This window comes from Saccharibacillus brassicae, from assembly GCF_006542275.1.
Classification (GTDB): domain Bacteria; phylum Bacillota; class Bacilli; order Paenibacillales; family Paenibacillaceae; genus Saccharibacillus; species Saccharibacillus brassicae.
Genome location: NZ_CP041217.1, coordinates 1,423,871 through 1,440,293, shown reverse-complemented (window position 1 = coordinate 1,440,293; position 16,423 = coordinate 1,423,871). Strand labels below are relative to the sequence as shown.

Below are 16,423 nucleotides of genomic sequence, written 5' to 3'. Positions count from 1 at the left end.
CCTCTGTGGACGGTGCGCTCGGCGGGCCGGGGATCCGGTCTATCGCCCCTATCGTTCGATTTTAGACTCCCGCCGCGGATCGCCTCCGCAGCGGGAGTTTTTTTGCGTGCGTGTAGATCGGCTTGCAGGCTTGCGTCCACGTCTGTGCGCTGCCTGATTGCGCTTCGGCTTCATCCGGCAAGTTCACCCGGCGAGGTCATCCGTCGAGCCGATCATCTGCCGTTCGATCTGTTTCATGGCGTAGAAATAACCCTCGCTGCGCATCAGTTCCGCGTACGTGCCGCTTTCGACGACGGAGCCGCGGTCGACGACGACGATCCGGTCCATTCGCTCAAGACCCGCGAGGCGGTGGCAGACCATGATCAGCGTATCGCCTTCGGCCCGATCGAGCAGCGCTTCGATCACGCGGCGTTCGGTCACGTAATCGAGCGCGGAAGTCGGCTCGTCGAGCAGCCACAAGCGGCCGTTTTTGAGCAGCGCGCGGGCGACGGCCAGCCGCTGCTTTTCGCCGTCGGACAAATTTTCGCCTTTTTCCAGCACGGGATCTTCGGGCCGTTTGTCCGGCAGGTCGACCTGCGCCAACACGCGCCGCAGTTCGTCGTCGCCGATAGACTCGTCCGCGAGCAGCAGGTTGTCGCGAATCGTACCGCGGAAAAAGTGCCCCGCTTGCAGCACGACGTTGGCTTCGCGCCAGAGATCTTCCGCGTCCAGATCGCCGAGCGGCGCGCCGTTCAGCGAAATCTCTCCTTCCGTCGGCGCATGCAGCTTGAGGATCAGCTCCAGAATGCTCGTCTTGCCCGAACCGCTTGGGCCGATGATCGCCGTCTTCGACCCGGCGTCGAAGCGGAGCGTAACGCCGCTCAGCACGGGCCGCCAGTCTTCGGCGTACCGGAACCCGACGCCGTCCAGCTCGACGGCGACAGCCGCGCCGCGCTTATGCGCAGCCGCCGGAACGGCGCCCGAAGACCCTTCCGCGCTCGCTTCGCCAATTGCATTCGCTCCCGCCGCGCCGTCCGCTTCCCCGTCCGCGAACGTCTCGCCCAGCCGGCGGGCGGCGAAGGCGCTGTCCCGCTTGTACGCGGGCAGCGTCGCCATGGCGGCCGATTCGTCGAACACGGTCATCGACGCCATGATGAGCATGGCGAGGAACACGCCGGCCATCTGGCCGTCCGCGATCAGGAACGCGCCGAGCACCAGCACGCCCCAGGAGACGAAGAACGTGACGAAAGCGTGCAGCGATTGTCCGCGCAGCAGATGCAGCGCGTCCGACTGCTGGGCTTCGGTCAATTCGCCGGAAGCGGCGAGCAGATCTTGTTCGCGCTGCTTGAGCCGGCCGTACACTTTGAGGTCGACGAAGCCGCGGAGCAGCTCGGTCGTTTCCGCCGACAGGTCGGCGCGCCGGCGGCGTACCCGGCCGTCCGTGCGGCGCTGCCCGATCCGGACGAACGCCGGAACGGCGAAAGCCGTGAGCAGCATGCCGAGCACGAGCAGCAGCGCGATCCAGATCGAGAAGAACGACGCGAACAGCATCGTCGCGAGAAAGACCGATACGACGATGATCGGCGGATACGCGACGCGCAGGAAATAGAACTGCAGGCTCTCGATATCGCCGACGATCCGCGCGAGCAGGTCGCCGCTGCGCGTGCGGGTCAGGATGCCGGGCGCAAGCGGCACCAGTCTGGCGAAGAAGTCTGTCCGCAGGCGGCTCAGCAGCGAGAAGGTGGCGCGGTGCGAGAACAGCCGCTCTCCGTAGCGGCTCGCGGCGCGGGCCAGGCCGAGCAGCTTGACCAGCGAAGTGAGCAGGATCAGCGTGTACAGCGGCGGCACGAACACCGTTTTGGCGATCAGGTAGCCGCTGGCGGAGAAGAGGACGACCCCGGCGATTCCGGCGAGGAAGCCGCCCAGAATCGACAGCAGGATGTCTTTGCGCTCTTTGAGCATCGCCCGGGCAAACAAGGAACGTTCGGTCATGCCGTAACCCCCTTTCGCTGAATATCGATCATCTGCGCGTACGCCGGCAGCGTATGCAGCAGTTCGTCATGGCTGCCGCTGCCCATCAGCCGGCCCTGCTCCATGAACAAGATGCGGTCCGCCTGCCGGATCGTGTGCAGGCGGTGGGCGATCGTGATGACGGTCGCCTGCCGCGACAATTCGGCGATCGCCCGCATCAGCACCCGTTCGGTGTGCAGGTCGAGCCCGACCGTCGGTTCGTCGAACAGCAGCACGGACGGCCGCTTGAGAAAAGCCCGGGCCAGCGCCAGCCGCTGCTTCTCGCCGCCCGACAGTCCGCGGCCGCCGTCGCCGACGACCGTGTCGTAGCCGTGCTCAAGCTCGGCCGCGAGCGCCGACAAGCCCGCCGCTTCGCCCGCTTGAACGATCTCTTCGCGCGAGACGTCCCGGTCGGCACCGATCGCGATATTGTCCGCAACCGTGCCGGCGAAAATGTACGGGTGCTGCGTAATGTAAGAGACGCGCCGGAACCAGTCGTCCTCGTTGATTCGCGTCAGTTCGCGGCCCGCGATCCGGACTTCGCCCGACGAAGGCGGCAGCAGTCCGGCGATCAGATGCAGCAGCGTCGTTTTGCCGGAACCGCTTTTGCCTGCGATCGCGATCTGCATGCCCGGCTCGATCTCAAGCGAACCGGCGTGCAGCGAGAACGCGTCTTGCCCATAGTCGAACGAGAGCCCGCGCAGTTCGATCAGGGGCGGGAGAGCGCCGGGCTGCTGTCCGTGCGACGTTCCCGCCGCCGCATCCGCGTCGCCGTTGATCTTCGCCGCGCCGGGCATGGATGTATCAAGCGCCGCCGCGCCGCTCCCGCCGCCTGCGCCGGTCGGGGCAGCGCCGGTGCCGTTTGCCGCCAAAGCGACTTCGATATTGCGGATCGCACCGAGGCTGGTGCGTCCGCCGTGGAACGCCGTGCCCATATTTTTGAGCAGATTATAAAATTCCGGCACGAGCAGCAGCACGAGAAAAGCGGCATGGAACTGCATCGTTTGGAACACGACGAGCTGCAGGGCAAGTTCCAATGCCACGATGCCGATGCCGAGCATGACGATCGTCTCCAGCGCGAACGTGTTGGTGAACGCGACCCGCAAAATGTCCATCGTCGCGTCGCGGTAAGACAGGCTGCTGCGCTCGATTTCCTGCTGCTGCCGCTTGGCCCGCCCGAACAGTTTCAGCGTCACCAGCCCCTGCAGCGAATCGAGGAACGTGCCGGAGAAAGCGGCGAGCTGCTCGAACTTTTCTTCCGATTTGTGCTTGGTTTGAATGCCGATCAGCGCCATGAACAGCGGAATGAACGGAGCCGTGAACAGCAGGATCAAGCCCGACGGCACGTGCACGACAAAAACGGCGATCAGGATCAGCAGCGGAATGATCGAAGCTTCGATCATTTTCGGCGTGTATTGGCTAAAATAACCGTCCGCTTCGTCTACCGCGTCGAGCGCGAGACTGACTTTGCCGCCTGTCTGTCCCTGCCGCGCCGCGAGCAGCGGATTCGCGGCCAACGTCCGCAGCAGCCGCGCCCGCAGTTCTTTTTTGGCGTCCGCCGCGATCCGCAGTCCGATCTGTCCGTTGGCGTGAGCCAGCAGCGTGCGCACGGCCATGACGACGAGCAGCGCCGCGAACGTGAACAAGAGCGCGGCCGGGGCCGCTTTTTCCACGAACACGCGCTGCACCGCCTCGGCCAGCAGCACGGCCTGCCCGATCGTCGCGGCGCCGAGCACAAGCGAGACCAGCCGGATGAGCAGCGTCCGCTTGCGATGCGCCGCCATCAATTCGGGCAGCAGTCCGCTTTTTGCGCGTCCGCGTCGGGGTTTGCTTGTTTTCATGGCCGATCGCCTCCTTATTTTTTCCCTTTGACGTAATCCGCATCGAACAGGAACAGCCGGAACACGAGCGCAAGCGACGGAATGAGCAGCAGCAGCCCGGCGACGAAGACGACCACGAGCGCAATGCCCATCGCTTCCTGCGTCGCCCCGCCCTGAATCGTGATGTACGGATCGAGGATGTACGGATAATGTCCGATCCCGTAGGCGAAAAACGCGCACAGAAACTGCAGCATCAGCCCGATAAACGCCCAGCCGTAAGCACGGCCTTTGAACAGCAGCCACAGCACGATGAGGAAAAAGACGACAGACAGCCCGAGCAGCCACCACAGGTCCATCATGTTCTGGAAATGCCGTTCGTTATGCTGGCTCAGATACAGCACCGACGTAAATGCGGCGATGATCGTCGGCGTGCTCCAGAACAGGGCGTAGCCGCGCATCAGTTCAAGCGCCGGCTTGTCGTCCGCCCGCGACGCGTAGAACGCGAGGAACGACGCGCTGATGAACAGGACGGACGTGAGCGCCAGGCCGACGATGCTCCATGCCAGCGGGCTCGTGAACAGCGCCAGATAGTCCAGCGTCACAATTCCGTTCGTTTCAGTAATAAAGCCGCCTTCGGACAGCACGAGCGCCACGGACAGCGAAGCCGGAATAAGCAGGCCGGTCGCGCCGTAGAGAAACAGGAAGACGATATTTTTCTTCGAGCCGTAGTTCTCGAACGCATAGAACGAACCGCGGATCGCGAGCAGAATAATGGCGATGCTGCCCGGTACGAGCAGGGCCGAACCGTAATAATGCGCCGCGTCCGGGAAAAATCCGATCAGACCGACGAAGAAGAAGACGAAGAACACATTCGTGATTTCCCATACCGGCGACAGATAACGCGAGATCAACCGGTTGATCAGATGATCGTTGCCTGTCAGGCGCGCATAGAAAGCGAAGAACCCGGCGCCGAAATCGATCGAAGCGACGATCAGATAGCCGTACAGAAAGATCCACAAGACGGAAATGCCGACAATTTCGTAGCTCATGATACAGGATCACCCGCTTTCTTCGCCTGTTCGTCTTGCAGCGCCTGCTGCTTGGCGTGCGCCGCTTTCTCCAATTCGACTTCGGCCGGATTGTCGTGGAACAGCCGGCGCAGAACGACGGCGCACATCGTGCCGAGCAGGATGTACAGCGTCAGGAACACGAAGAACAGCGCCACGATGATCGGCGAAGTCGTCGCGGCCTCTTCGACCCGCATATAGCCGCGGATCATCCACGGCTGCCGCCCGATCTCGGCGTAGAACCAGCCCAGCTCCACGCCGAGGAACGCAAGCGGCCCGCCGAACACGATCACGCGCAGCATCCAGCGGTTGAGCTCGCCGCTCTTTTTGCGCAGCCGAAGCAGAAGGAATACGGCCGAGACGGCCAGCAGGGTGAAGCCGACGCCGACCATGGCGTCGAACAGATAATGCACGAGCAGCGGAGGCTGTTCGTCGAGCGGGAACTCGTCGAGTCCCGTCACTTCCGCGTTGAAGTCGCTGAACGCGAGGAAGCTGAGCGCATTCGGAATATGCAGCGCACCCATAATCTCGCGTTCGGCGTTCAGCCAGCCGAGGAAGATCAGGTCGGCGCCTTGCTCCGTCTTGAAATGCCATTCCGCGGCCGCCAGCTTCTCCGGCTGGTGCTCCGCGAGGTACTTGGCCGATACGTCGCCCGCAAGCGCCGTCAGGAAGCTGAACAGCAGCAGCACGCCCATCATGAGCTTCAGCCCTTTTTTGGCATAATCCGTCGCGCCTTTTTTGAGGATCGAAAACGCGGCGATAGCGGCCAGCAGCGCGGCTCCGGTCATGTAGGCGGAAGCCAGCACGTGGAACACTTTGGACGGCGTCGCTTCGTTGAACATCGCCTGCAGCGGATGCACCGCCGTGAACTGGCCCGCTTCGTACAGGAACCCGGCGGGCTGGTTCATGAAGCCGTTGACCGACGTGATGAAGAACGCCGACATGGCCGCTCCGAGCACGACGGGCACCGTCAGCAGCCAGTGCAGGTACGGATTGCGGAAGCGATCCCAGGTGTACAAATAAATACCGAGAAAGATCGCTTCGAAAAAGAACGCGAACACTTCCATAAACAGCGGCAGCGCGATGACGTTGCCCGCCATCTGCATAAAGTTCGGCCAGACGAGCGCCAACTGCAGCGCGATCGCGGTGCCCGTAACGACCCCGACCGCGACGGAGATCACGAAGCCCCGCGTCCAGCGTTTGGCCATAAGCGTGTAATGATTGTCTTTTTTGCGGATACCCACGAATTCGGCGATGGAGACCATCAGCGGAATCGCGACTCCGATCGTAGCGAAAATGACGTGGAACGACAGCGTTAACCCTGTAACGAGCCGGCTCCACAGCACCGTATCGACCATCATGCGACATCTCCCCTTTCCCGATTTGGCTTCTTTCATTTTTGCGCCAATGAATTGAGTTCAGTATATCGGGGGGATCCACGCGAGCGGAGGGATCGGCGAACAGTTTCAAGAAAGGGTCAAAGCTTTGCGTCGATTCCGTGAAAAAGAGCACAATGACCCGTTCGAGCCATTGTTTGCCGGAGAGAGGTGTGGTATTCGTAACTTTTTAACATAATCGTATTTGGATGCGCTGGCTATGAGATTGATCACGGGAGGGGGGAGGAGGGTTATGTGCGAGCGGTGATTTTTTGCCCAGTATTCTTAATAAAAGGCAATCTTGAAAATTATGAAGAATAGCCATTTATATAGGTTTGAGTGGGCTTCCGATTTCCTTTAAGATATTAAAAGCGTGCGATACGCAAGAAGGAAGTGGAAGGAATACAATGGAAAAAGAAGCGAACCTACTTATGGCACCGCCCGGATTGGAACTGGACGCCTTCAAGCAGTACATACTGAAATATACGCAGAACCTGATCGTCGAGAGGAACCTGTCCGATCCGACCGTGCGCGCCTATCACTACGATCTCAATCTGATCACCGCCTGGTGCGAGCACAATCGGCATTTTCACGTGGATCATCAGGTGCTGCATCTCTACTTCGCGGAGCTGATCGGCAAAGGCACCATGAAAGACACGACGCTCAAGCGCAAATACATCTCGGTCAAAACCTTTTTCAAATTTTTGGGCGAGCAGGATCTGCTGAACGGCATGTCCGAGTTCTCCCTCGGAGCCAAATTCAAAAAAGCCAAACGTATCCCCAAAACGCTGCCGATCGAAGAAATCCAGCGACTGCTGAGAAGTATCGAATACGATACGATCATGCTCAAGTCCGACTATCGCAAACTGATCGCGACGCGCAACCTGGCCATCATCGAACTGCTGTTTTCTACAGGCATTCGTATCGGCGAACTCGTGAACATCGATCTCCGGGATTTGAACGTGGGGGAGCACACCCTGCTGATCTTCGGAAAAGGGCGCAAAGAGCGGAATCTCTACCTGTCCAGCAAAGAAGTGGTCGGCAGCCTGAAAAGCTGGATGAAAGTCAGGCCGCAGCTGGCTCCGCAAGACAACGCGCTGTTCGTCAACAAGTATGGCAATCGCCTGACCATTTATTCGATCGAAGATATCTTCTCCAAATACCGCGACTCCGCGCGCATCACCCCAACCGCGACGCCGCACTCCCTGCGCCATACGTTCGCCACGCATTTGCTCGATAACGGCGCCGATCTTCGTTCGGTCCAGGAGATTCTGGGCCACTCCAGCGTCAGCACGACGGAGATTTATACCGAAGTTTCGATCAAGCGCAAGAAGAATGTTTTGTCCAAGTTTAACCCGAGAAACAAGCTGAATATGTAGAAAAAAACCTCCAAATAACTATGAATTATTTGGAGGTAAAAATATGGTTTTAACACTAGAAAATAAATATAAAATTAAATGGATTGTTAAAAGCGAAGATGAAGATTTTTCAAAAGCTTTAAAGATATACAGTCAAGAAACTTCGCCAGAAATGAAAACCAACACAAACGAGATCACTTATTGGATTGATAACGCTGATAATTCTAAGAATTTTAGTTTTATGTTATTTGTAATATATCTAGATGAAGAAATTATTGGATACATACAAGCTTCTTACTTTAAAAAAAATAAATTCATGTTGATTGATTATATGACTTTTAAAGATCCCTTTAGAATAAACGCAGTATTTTTTCCTTCTTTAAGTTTATTAAAAGAACTTGCTAAAAAGAATGATTGGGACATAAATTATTGGATTACAGAAATAGGGAATCAAGAGGACGGAAAAGTCTTAGATAAAGAAAGCTTGTTTTTAAAACAGCTAATCTCTTTTGAAAACTTTGGGGAAGTGAATATTGATTACTATCAGCCTTATTTAGGAAGTGATAATTTTGAGAGTTCTTTGCAAGCAAAACTTTATGTAAAAGCAAACGATCAAATTAAAAAATTATCTAAAGATACTGTGATCAATATTGTCAAAACAATTTACTTTTCTTATTATTTTGAATGGTATAAACCATTTATGAATCAACAAGAACTTCAGAACTATAAATTACATTTGGATAGCTTACTTTTAAGTGTTGAGAAAGGTGTAGGAAACACAGATCCTATTGTTATCAACCATATTCCAAGTAAGGATATTCTTACTCAACCAGAATTCCATTCGACAGCAGGCTCAGTACCAGCTAAAAAAATCAGATCGAAATTTTTCTACCCTACACTTATTTTCGCGCCGTTTATAGGTCCGGTAGCTTTCTTGATTTTGTTCCAGTTTGTTTTATCTAAATTCGACATTATGATTGAAGGTGGTGCAGTAGGAGCAGTATTTGGTGCCTTGATAAGCTCCTTTGCTTCTGTTGCTGTAATCGTTTGGACTAATTCCAAAAGTAAAAAAGAGTGAAGTTGATAAATAATACTGATTACACTCTTTTTAACTATTTAATTTTTAACACAAGTTAATATTACGTTGTGACTCCTTTTTTTTAGAAAAGGAAATTTACTCATCACAGGGTCCAATAAGCTAAAAAAAGAAGATAAGTTCTCATTTTTTGTGAATTTATATATCAAACTACTGACTAGGTGAAAATGCTTTATGTGCTTAATCTCAAAACCATAAACATTTAATAAACTAATAATATGTTGAGGTGAATAAACCCAAAGCATATGTTCTTCATCAAAGTATCTTGTTTTAACTACAGCAGCCATCTGTTTATGAGCATTTGAGTTCGAAAACTCCATGCTCCAACTGTTTTCGAACTCCAAAAAAAAATACGAATTTGATTTTAAAACTCTTGCTATTTCTTCAATACACTTAGCAGCGTCGCAATAATTAATAACACTCCCTACACAAATTGCAGACTCAAAACTTTGAGTTTTGAATGGCAGTTCTTCTGCATTAGCAACGGTGAAATTCTTATATTTTGAAATAAATTTTTCTGTTAAATCAACATGATGCATGTCGTTTGATAATCCGTAATTGCTTCCTCCGGATCCTATATTTAAAATTGTATGTGTAGTCCTCAAAGTTTTAATGTTTTTGTATTTAAATTGAAGATATTTTTCAATACTCTCTTTTGTAAACTGATGCCATTTATCTTTAGATGGCCAGATAGTCTCTTGGTTTTCATAAAACTCTTTTACCTTTTTAGGATCAATCTGCATGCAAAAAAACCTCCAAATAATTCATAGTTATTAGTACCTGATCGTCTCTAATTCTTTGACCCAATAAAAAGCCTGCTTTTCCTAAACGTATGTAGAATCATCCAGTAATTACTATCGACCAAGTCGCCAAAAAAATGAAGAATAAACGGTAAAATAGCAAATTGATTCTTCGCTTGAATCACTTGAGCCACCGAAAAATTAATTTATTGAAAAAGTTTGCCGCTCAGAACTTCCTTGAACGTACTGTCATTACCGTTCGACGATCAAACTGAACTTCTCCGCTCGGCCAACCGTATATTCTTTAGAGTAGCGAATCAGGTTTGCACGAATTTTTAACTGAACAGAGCATCGTTAAACGTCCGATTCAACCTCTTTTTCGCTCAAAACAAAAAGGATTCCATTTAAGAGTCGCCTGTTTCCGTTACGATTTCCTGCCTTCAGCGATCAGTTCCTTTGAAGCCTCGACTGCCCTTTTTTCGCGTATTTCTCTTCTGGCCAATCCCGATCGTCGCACTCTACATGCCTGGCTGCCTGTCGATCTTCCTCGTCGGCGCAACTTCATGCCGCTTAGGTCCCACACCACGCCAAAAACCCCGACCCGCCTACCGGCGGATCGGGTCTCTCTGCATGCCGGGCTTGAGGACAGCCTTGCCCTCAAGCCGCGCTCTTATTTCCCCCAAAACCTACACCAAATGATCGTCCATCCACCCCGCGATATGCGACAGCCTTGCTACCCGCAGCGAAGGGTGGCCGCCGCGGGACAGGTCGTGGCTGGCGCCCGGGAAGCGGACCAGGCGCGTTTTGCGGCCGAGGCGCTTGAGCGCGATGAACAGCTGCTCGCCCTGTTCGATCGGGCAGCGCAGATCCTGCTCGCCGTGCAGGATGAGCAGCGGCGTGCGCATCTGCTGCACGTAGGCGAGCGGCGAGTGTTTCCACAGCAGCTCGGTATCCTGCCACGGATCGCCGCCGATCTGGTCTTCGGTAAAGTACGGCCCGATATCGCTCACGCCGTAGAACGAAATCCAGTTCGAGATCGAGCGCTGCGTCACGGCGGACTTGAAGCGGTCCGTGTGGCCGATGATCCAGTTCGTCATGAAGCCGCCGTAGCTGCCGCCGGTCACGCCGAGACGCTTCTCGTCGATATAGGCGTAGTTCGCCAGCGCATAATCGACGGTCTCCATGAGGTCGCGGTAGTCGCCGCCGCCGTAATCGCCGCGGCAGGCGTCGACGAATTCCTGGCCGTAGCCGTGGCCGCCGCGCGGATTCGCGAAGATGACGGCATAGCCTTTGGCGGCGAGCAGCTGGAATTCGTGCATGAACGTATGGCCGTACATCATATGCGGGCCGCCGTGGATCTCCAGGATCGTCGGCACTTTCGGCGCTCCGGCCGAAGCGGCAGCCGCCGCGTCGAAGCCGACCGGCTGCATGATCCAGCCCTGCACGTTCCAGCCGTCTTCGGTCTGCACCCAGAACGATTCCGGCGCGCTCAGCTCGCGTTCGCCCAGCCATTCGCCGTTGGCGTCGGTCAAGCGCGTCTCCTGCTTCGTGCCCGGCGAGAACCGGTACAGGTCGCCCGGATTCAGCGCATCGGCGATCGCGACGACGAAGCCGCCTTCATGGTCCGGCGCCAGCTGATACACGTCGCGGTCGCCGACGATGACCTCTTCGTGGCCGGAGCCGTCCGCCGCGAAGCGGGCCAGCCCCGCGCTGCCGTGACGGGTGAACAGCGCGTAGACGGAGCTGCCGTCTTCGGAGAACAGCGGCGCCGGCGAAGGCAGCATCGAGCGCATATCGCCCACGACGAGGTTGCCGACAAGCAGGTCGCGGTCGTCGGTCAGGCAGAGAATGTCGCCGCCTTCGGCCGCGATGCTGTACAGCCGGTTCAGCGTCGCGTTGTGGTACGAACGGTCGCTCGCGAAGAACGCGATCTTCGAGCCGTCCGGCGACCAGGCCGGCTGGCCGATGCTCCAGTTCGAATCGGTCAGCTTGCGGCGGCTGCCGCCGTAAGCGTCCGCGACGTACAGGTCGCTGACCAGCAGCAGGTCCGGATCGGTCTCGTCTTCGCTGTCTGCCGGAATGTAGGCGGTGAAGGCGATCGTCGAACCGTCCGGCGACCAGGCGAAGCTGCCGACGTCGAACTCGCCCGACGTGACGGCCTGCGCCTCGCCGTCTGCCGCGTCGACGACGAACAGATGGCTCCGCTTGCCGTTCCACAGGCCCGAGCCGTCGCCTCTGTAGCGGATCCGGTCGACGACGAGTTCTTTGAGCGGCTTGTCTTTGGAAGGTGCGCCTCCCTCGCCGGTCTTCGCTTGGCCGGCGTTTTCTTGGCCGACCTTCGTTTCGCCGTCGATGCCCTTCTTGCGTTCGCCGCCCGGTTCACGGCCGTCTTCGTCCGAACCGTCTTCGCTATGGCCGCTGTCGTCCGGGTCGACCTGCGACGAGACGAGCAGCTTCGATCCGTCCGGGGACCAGGCAAAAGCGCCGGCGCCTTCGCTCAGATGCGTCAGCATGCGCGCTTCGCCGCCGGATGCTGGCAGCAGCCAGATCTGGCGCTTGTCGCCATGCTTGCGGGCAAAAGCCAGGCGGGTGCCGTCGGGCGACCACGCCGGAGACGCGTCCTGTTCGCCCGACGTGAACAGAATGTCCTGCGCGCCGTCGGCCGACAAAGCCCGAATACGGGTCATATAGCCGTCTTTGGCTTCGTTGACGGTCCGTTCCGTGTACGCGATGCGTCCATCCGCTTTGGATACGTCGGGTGCGCCCACCCAGACGAAGCGGTACAGATCTTCCGCGGTCAATCCGCGTTGTTCGCTCATTGCTTACGCCTCCTGTGTCGTGACTGCTTGGGTTGCTGGCTTGAAGCTTTCTTTTACGATTCCATGATACGGCAAGCGTTCCCGATCGGCAAACCGGACACGCAAAAGCAGCCTCTTTTGACGAAAGGGGGGCTTTTTATTGAGAGAAAGCGTATTCTGCGACCAGCGATTCATTGGCTAGTGGTTAAATATACCGTAGAATCTATAGTAATCGGCGCTAGAGACGCGGAATGCTACGCTTTCGGAGGACGAACGGCCGAGATCGGCGATCCGAAAGGGAAGGGTGAATCAAAACGCAAATGAGGGCGATGGGGAAAATTTTGCAAGTGTGGCGACGATTTGACGAATTTCCGATGGAAACGATCACGAAAGCCTGGCTGCACGCCAGAGGCGAACGGTTCGCGCCGAGAAGCGTCGATTTGATGCGCGAACAGCGCGAACGGTACGGAACGTCCGGCAACTGTTTCGACCTGGCGATGTGGCTGATGGACGAGCTGCGCGGCGAAGGGATCGAGTGTTACCCGGTCGGCCGGAAGCTGGGCACCGAAGACGCGCACTGCGCCGTGATCGCGATCGGGGAAGACGGCAGCCGCTATTTGTGCGATCTGGGCGACCAGTGGATTCAGCCGGTTCTGATCGATCCGCGGGCGGAAGGGTATACGGAGCAGCCGCTGCCCGGCTTTTTCCCGGGTGCGCGCATCGCCGTACATTCGGATGCGGCGCAGGCGAGCATTCGCTACATGCGGCCCGGCGGCAAAGAAAGCTGTTCCGTGTACGATCTCAACGCGGTCGACGAAGCGGAGTTTGTGCATGCGGCGGCGTATTCGCAGAGCCTGCTGTCGATCCCGCTCGTCGAGCGGCGCCTGCGCACCTGTACCGACGGCAGCATCGTGCATTGGGAATATGAGAGCGGGCAGTCGCAGATCAGCAGCGATCGCGGTCTGTTCCACGAGAGCGATCCGTTCGGCGAGGACACCTGGGCCCGGCGCATCTCGCGCCGCTCCGGGATCGACGAACAGGTCGTGCAGGCCGCGCTGGATCTGTATGCGGCGGAAGGTCTGCTGTAGGCGGACAGGCATAATCGATTTTCGGGAAAAAGAAAGGACGGACCGCGGCGCCGAGCCGCGTGTCCGTCCTTTTTTGCGTAGGGAGCCGAGCGGCCTGCGCCGCGTCTGACCGGGTGATCGTAGGCAGCCGGCCAACGGTGAACCGTGAACTGCCAACGTTCAACGGTCAGCCGCCAAAGTTCCATAGCCAACAGCCAATAGCCAACAGCCAGCAGCCAACAGCCAAAGCTCAATAGGCAGCCTTAATCGCCAACCCCCGGCCGCTAACGAATCGTCGTAACGCTAATTGCGCGTTTTCGGCGCTTCTGGCGACCTAACGAATCGTCGTAACGCTAATTGCATGTTTTCGGCGTTTTTGGCAAACTAACGAATCGAGGTAACGCTATTCGCCGAATTTGCCGCTTTTTAGCCGCTTTTCAGCCCATTAGCGTGCTGACGATTCGTTAGAAATCGAAAACGGCTCAAAAAGCCCGAATAGCGTGCTAACGATTCGTTTCTCTCACCGCCGCGTCTGCCCGCGCTTCCGCCTCGCGCTTGAGCCCCCGAGTCTGCTCGTGCTTCCGCGTCCACCTGCGTCCCCGCGTCCGACCGCACCGCCGAGCCCGCTCACGCCCCCGAGCCCCGCAGCTTGAGCGAAGTCGCCCAAGCATTCGCTACCGTTCGCTCCGTGCCGCGCCCACTTTCCGAGCCCGCACGAAATCACTCTTTTCCCGGATTACAGTTTCCGTACCAGATGAATATCCAGCGGCTCGCGGGCGAACAGTTCCGGGTCGGGTTCCGCCGCGATTTCGCTGCCGAAACTGCGGTAGAAGCCGACCGCCGAGCGGCTCTCGGTCGACGAGATGTACAGCGCCTTTGCGCCGCGCAGAGAAGCTTCCCGGCTCAGCAGTTCCATCAGCCGCCGGCCGATGCCGCGTCTGCGATAAGGGCGGCCGACGTACAGCAGGTCAACCTGCAGCATATCCCCTTCGGAGCCGAGCGGCCGATGGCCCAGCACGCCGAACCCCGCAAGCATGCCGCCGGAGTAAGCGCCGATCGCCGCGCCGCCGCGCTCCAGCTCCCCGATATAGCGGAGCCGAAGCTCGGCCAGCTGCGCTTCGTTCCAGGTTGGACACTCGTGTCCGGCGGGCGTCCAGATTTCTTGTCCGTTTTCGATGCGGCAGATCTGTTCGATCTTTTCGGAACGGTCGAGCTGTCCGAGATGGTCGGCATCGTCGGGATTCATTTTGCGAAAAATGAAGGCCGGGCATTTGGGCCGGCCTTCGTTTCTTTTGAGTGTCATGTAGGGTCCTCCGCATGATTGCATTTGTCTGGCGGTAGTCAAAGCTTCCGCTTCCGCCTATGCGCCAAGTGCGCCAAGCCGCGCGTAGACTCGCGTCTATTCCGCTTCGTCTTCCGCAATCACGTCCCAGGCCGCGAACAGCGACAATCCCGCTGCCGCCGCGAGGGCGTTGGACGGCGCGTTATCCGGTTGGCAGCGGTACTGCGGTTCGTACCCGAGAGCCAGCGCATGGGCGCAGGCCGCCCGAACCGTCTGCCTGCCATAGCCGCGGCCGCGGAATTCCGGCAGCGTCAAAATGCCGAGATCGGCAAACTTCGTGCCGCTCCACGGGATCAGGCTGGCCGCGGCCGCAAGCCGTCCGTCGACGAAGCAGCCGAAGACGAGCCAATGGTCCAGCTCGACAAACGCTTCGTCGAGGTCGTCGGCCGGCGACTGCGCGGCAAAATCGGCAAATAGGTCGGCGTCTTCCGCCGTGAGCTGCCGAACCGAATCGGGCTCCGGTTGTTCGCGAAGCGCCGTTTGGCCGGGGATCGCGAAATAAAACAGATGATCCGCGCCGTTCAGTCCGATCCCGGCCTGCCGCAGCGCGGCGTCCAGTTCGGGTGCGCCGATCTCGGACGTATCCGCCAAGCCCAACAGCCGGGCCTGCTCCGGCGACAGCGACAGCCAGCCGCCCGTATCGGGGAAATCGAGCCGCATGACGCTTCGGGAGAGAGGCAGTTCGGCATCCACGACGATCGCGTAGCGGCCCGGCGTAGAGAGGCTTCGCGGCGGTTCTTCCGCCCGGCCCAGCCAGTATCCGGTCACCAGCGGGGAGAAGAGAGGCAAGGGTTCTTTGCGTGCCGTCATGGGGATCGCTCCTTTTTTAGAAGTGAAACAGTTAGAATACTAACAATTAGAAGCATAACTTTTTAGAGGGATAACGTGTTCCAATAGTTCCACGCCTCCAGATAACCAGGCAGGTCGTGCGGATGATGCTTGACGCTGAGCCCGATCCGGCAGTAGAGCTGAATCCGTGTTTCTTCGATCAATCTCGACCGTTCGACCTGAACACGTTCCAGCAGATCGAAGGCGGCGAGCAGCGTCTCAAGATTCAGTTCGTCGGGCGAGGAGCAGAACGCGTACAGAAAATCGTACAGAATCGGCCCCGCCATCGGCGACGGATCGATCACGCCGACCAGCGCTTCTTCGCGATACACGAAATTGTGGACGCCGGTGTCTCCGTGCAGCCGGTATTTTTCGGTCGGCTCCGCCCCGGATCGTACCGCATGGGGAGCGAAGAGGCGCTCGGCCGTTTGCTTGACGCAGCGGTAATCGTCGTCCGTCAGTACGCTGCCGAGATTGCCGCGCGCTTCTTCGATCCCGATCTCGTTGAAGTGCTGCCAGCTTGCTCTCGGATATTCGGGCCGCCCCCAGTAATCGGCGTCTTCGCAGCGTACGTACCGGTTGAGCAGCTCCTGCGTCAGCCGGCGCATCCAGTCTTTTTTGGCGCCGCGGTTGAAATGGGTCGTGCCTTCGATGAACGCGTACGCCAGATAAGAATCGTCCGCGGCCGCCAGCAGCACGCCGGGCAGCAGCGGAGAATCCGCGTAGGTTTCAAGCAGCTGCCGGGCGGGCCCAAGCGAAGCGGGATCGTCGAATTTTAACAGATAGACGTTCGATTCCCGGGATTCCACCTTCAGCGCAAGCCCTTCGGTCGTACCGGACAAGGTGTGCATATGCACAATTTCTTCGTGAACGCCGTGCGACTTGAACAGCGCGTTCACGTGAAGCAGGGTCGATTCGAACATGGTGAACGGGACTCCTTTT

General features: G+C 57.3%; 12 protein-coding genes. 3 read left to right on the top strand and 9 right to left on the bottom strand.

Annotation, left to right across the window (positions count from 1 at the left end; genetic code table 11):
- Positions 1-183: 183 nt before the first annotated feature.
- From cydC to FFV09_RS05915, 4 genes are read right to left on the bottom strand one after another with little or no spacing between them, the layout of a single operon-like run.
- Complete coding sequence (gene cydC, locus FFV09_RS05930) at positions 184-1,971, bottom strand: thiol reductant ABC exporter subunit CydC (protein WP_141446940.1); 1,788 nt, start codon at positions 1,969-1,971, stop codon at positions 184-186.
- Entirely contained in the window at positions 1,968-3,830 is a 1,863-nt protein-coding gene (cydD, locus tag FFV09_RS05925) for a thiol reductant ABC exporter subunit CydD (RefSeq protein ID WP_141446939.1), read from the bottom strand. Before cydD ends, cydC begins: the two co-directional genes overlap by 4 nt.
- A gap of 14 nt (positions 3,831-3,844) precedes the next feature.
- Complete coding sequence (locus tag FFV09_RS05920) at positions 3,845-4,858, bottom strand: cytochrome d ubiquinol oxidase subunit II (protein ID WP_170314953.1); 1,014 nt, start codon at positions 4,856-4,858, stop codon at positions 3,845-3,847.
- Positions 4,855-6,237, bottom strand: coding sequence for a cytochrome ubiquinol oxidase subunit I (locus FFV09_RS05915; protein WP_141446937.1), 1,383 nt, complete (start codon positions 6,235-6,237; stop codon positions 4,855-4,857). The genes FFV09_RS05920 and FFV09_RS05915 overlap by 4 nt, the downstream gene beginning before the upstream one ends.
- A gap of 422 nt (positions 6,238-6,659) precedes the next feature.
- On the opposite strand from FFV09_RS05915, the gene FFV09_RS05910 reads away from it, so the two are divergent.
- Positions 6,660-7,631 carry a tyrosine-type recombinase/integrase gene (locus tag FFV09_RS05910; protein WP_141446936.1) on the top strand — a complete coding sequence of 324 codons (972 nt, stop codon included), beginning with the start codon at positions 6,660-6,662 and terminating at the stop codon, positions 7,629-7,631.
- Between the two features lie 43 nt (positions 7,632-7,674).
- Positions 7,675-8,688: a hypothetical protein gene (locus FFV09_RS05905; protein WP_141446935.1), complete on the top strand. Its 1,014-nt coding sequence runs from the start codon at positions 7,675-7,677 to the stop codon at positions 8,686-8,688.
- Positions 8,689-8,726: 38 nt separating this feature from the next.
- Here FFV09_RS05905 and FFV09_RS05900 read toward each other — a convergent pair whose 3' ends face one another.
- Positions 8,727-9,449, bottom strand: coding sequence for a methyltransferase domain-containing protein (locus FFV09_RS05900; RefSeq protein ID WP_141446934.1), 723 nt, complete (start codon positions 9,447-9,449; stop codon positions 8,727-8,729).
- 683 nt (positions 9,450-10,132) lie between these two features.
- Positions 10,133-12,265, bottom strand: a complete 2,133-nt coding sequence (locus FFV09_RS05895) for a S9 family peptidase (RefSeq protein ID WP_141446933.1) — start codon at positions 12,263-12,265, stop codon at positions 10,133-10,135.
- A gap of 353 nt (positions 12,266-12,618) precedes the next feature.
- Here FFV09_RS05895 and FFV09_RS05890 point away from each other — a divergent pair, with 353 nt between their 5' ends.
- A complete protein-coding gene (locus FFV09_RS05890; RefSeq protein WP_141446932.1) occupies positions 12,619-13,332 on the top strand; it encodes a hypothetical protein in 714 nt (237 codons plus the stop codon).
- A gap of 715 nt (positions 13,333-14,047) precedes the next feature.
- Here the strand turns inward: FFV09_RS05890 and FFV09_RS05885 are convergent.
- The 3 genes from FFV09_RS05885 to FFV09_RS05875 form a co-directional block, all read right to left on the bottom strand.
- On the bottom strand, positions 14,048-14,614 hold the full coding sequence (locus tag FFV09_RS05885; protein ID WP_141446931.1) for a GNAT family N-acetyltransferase: 567 nt from the start codon (positions 14,612-14,614) through the stop codon (positions 14,048-14,050).
- 96 nt (positions 14,615-14,710) lie between these two features.
- The gene (locus FFV09_RS05880) at positions 14,711-15,463 is read right to left on the bottom strand and encodes a GNAT family N-acetyltransferase (RefSeq protein WP_141446930.1); all 753 of its coding nucleotides are present in this window, start codon (positions 15,461-15,463) and stop codon (positions 14,711-14,713) included.
- 62 nt (positions 15,464-15,525) lie between these two features.
- Complete coding sequence (locus FFV09_RS05875) at positions 15,526-16,404, bottom strand: phosphotransferase (protein WP_141446929.1); 879 nt, start codon at positions 16,402-16,404, stop codon at positions 15,526-15,528.
- Positions 16,405-16,423: the final 19 nt, after the last annotated feature.

Coding starts and splice junctions, on each gene's coding strand:
- FFV09_RS05910 (WP_141446936.1), top strand. CDS start 6,660: ATGGAAAAAGAAGCGAACCTACTTATGGCACCGCCCGGATTGGAACTG.
- FFV09_RS05900 (WP_141446934.1), bottom strand. CDS start 9,449: ATGCAGATTGATCCTAAAAAGGTAAAAGAGTTTTATGAAAACCAAGAG.
- cydC (WP_141446940.1), bottom strand. CDS start 1,971: ATGACCGAACGTTCCTTGTTTGCCCGGGCGATGCTCAAAGAGCGCAAA.
- FFV09_RS05920 (WP_170314953.1), bottom strand. CDS start 4,858: ATGAGCTACGAAATTGTCGGCATTTCCGTCTTGTGGATCTTTCTGTAC.
- cydD (WP_141446939.1), bottom strand. CDS start 3,830: ATGAAAACAAGCAAACCCCGACGCGGACGCGCAAAAAGCGGACTGCTG.
- FFV09_RS05875 (WP_141446929.1), bottom strand. CDS start 16,404: ATGTTCGAATCGACCCTGCTTCACGTGAACGCGCTGTTCAAGTCGCAC.
- FFV09_RS05885 (WP_141446931.1), bottom strand. CDS start 14,614: ATGACACTCAAAAGAAACGAAGGCCGGCCCAAATGCCCGGCCTTCATT.
- FFV09_RS05915 (WP_141446937.1), bottom strand. CDS start 6,237: ATGATGGTCGATACGGTGCTGTGGAGCCGGCTCGTTACAGGGTTAACG.
- FFV09_RS05890 (WP_141446932.1), top strand. CDS start 12,619: ATGGAAACGATCACGAAAGCCTGGCTGCACGCCAGAGGCGAACGGTTC.
- FFV09_RS05880 (WP_141446930.1), bottom strand. CDS start 15,463: ATGACGGCACGCAAAGAACCCTTGCCTCTCTTCTCCCCGCTGGTGACC.
- FFV09_RS05895 (WP_141446933.1), bottom strand. CDS start 12,265: ATGAGCGAACAACGCGGATTGACCGCGGAAGATCTGTACCGCTTCGTC.
- FFV09_RS05905 (WP_141446935.1), top strand. CDS start 7,675: ATGGTTTTAACACTAGAAAATAAATATAAAATTAAATGGATTGTTAAA.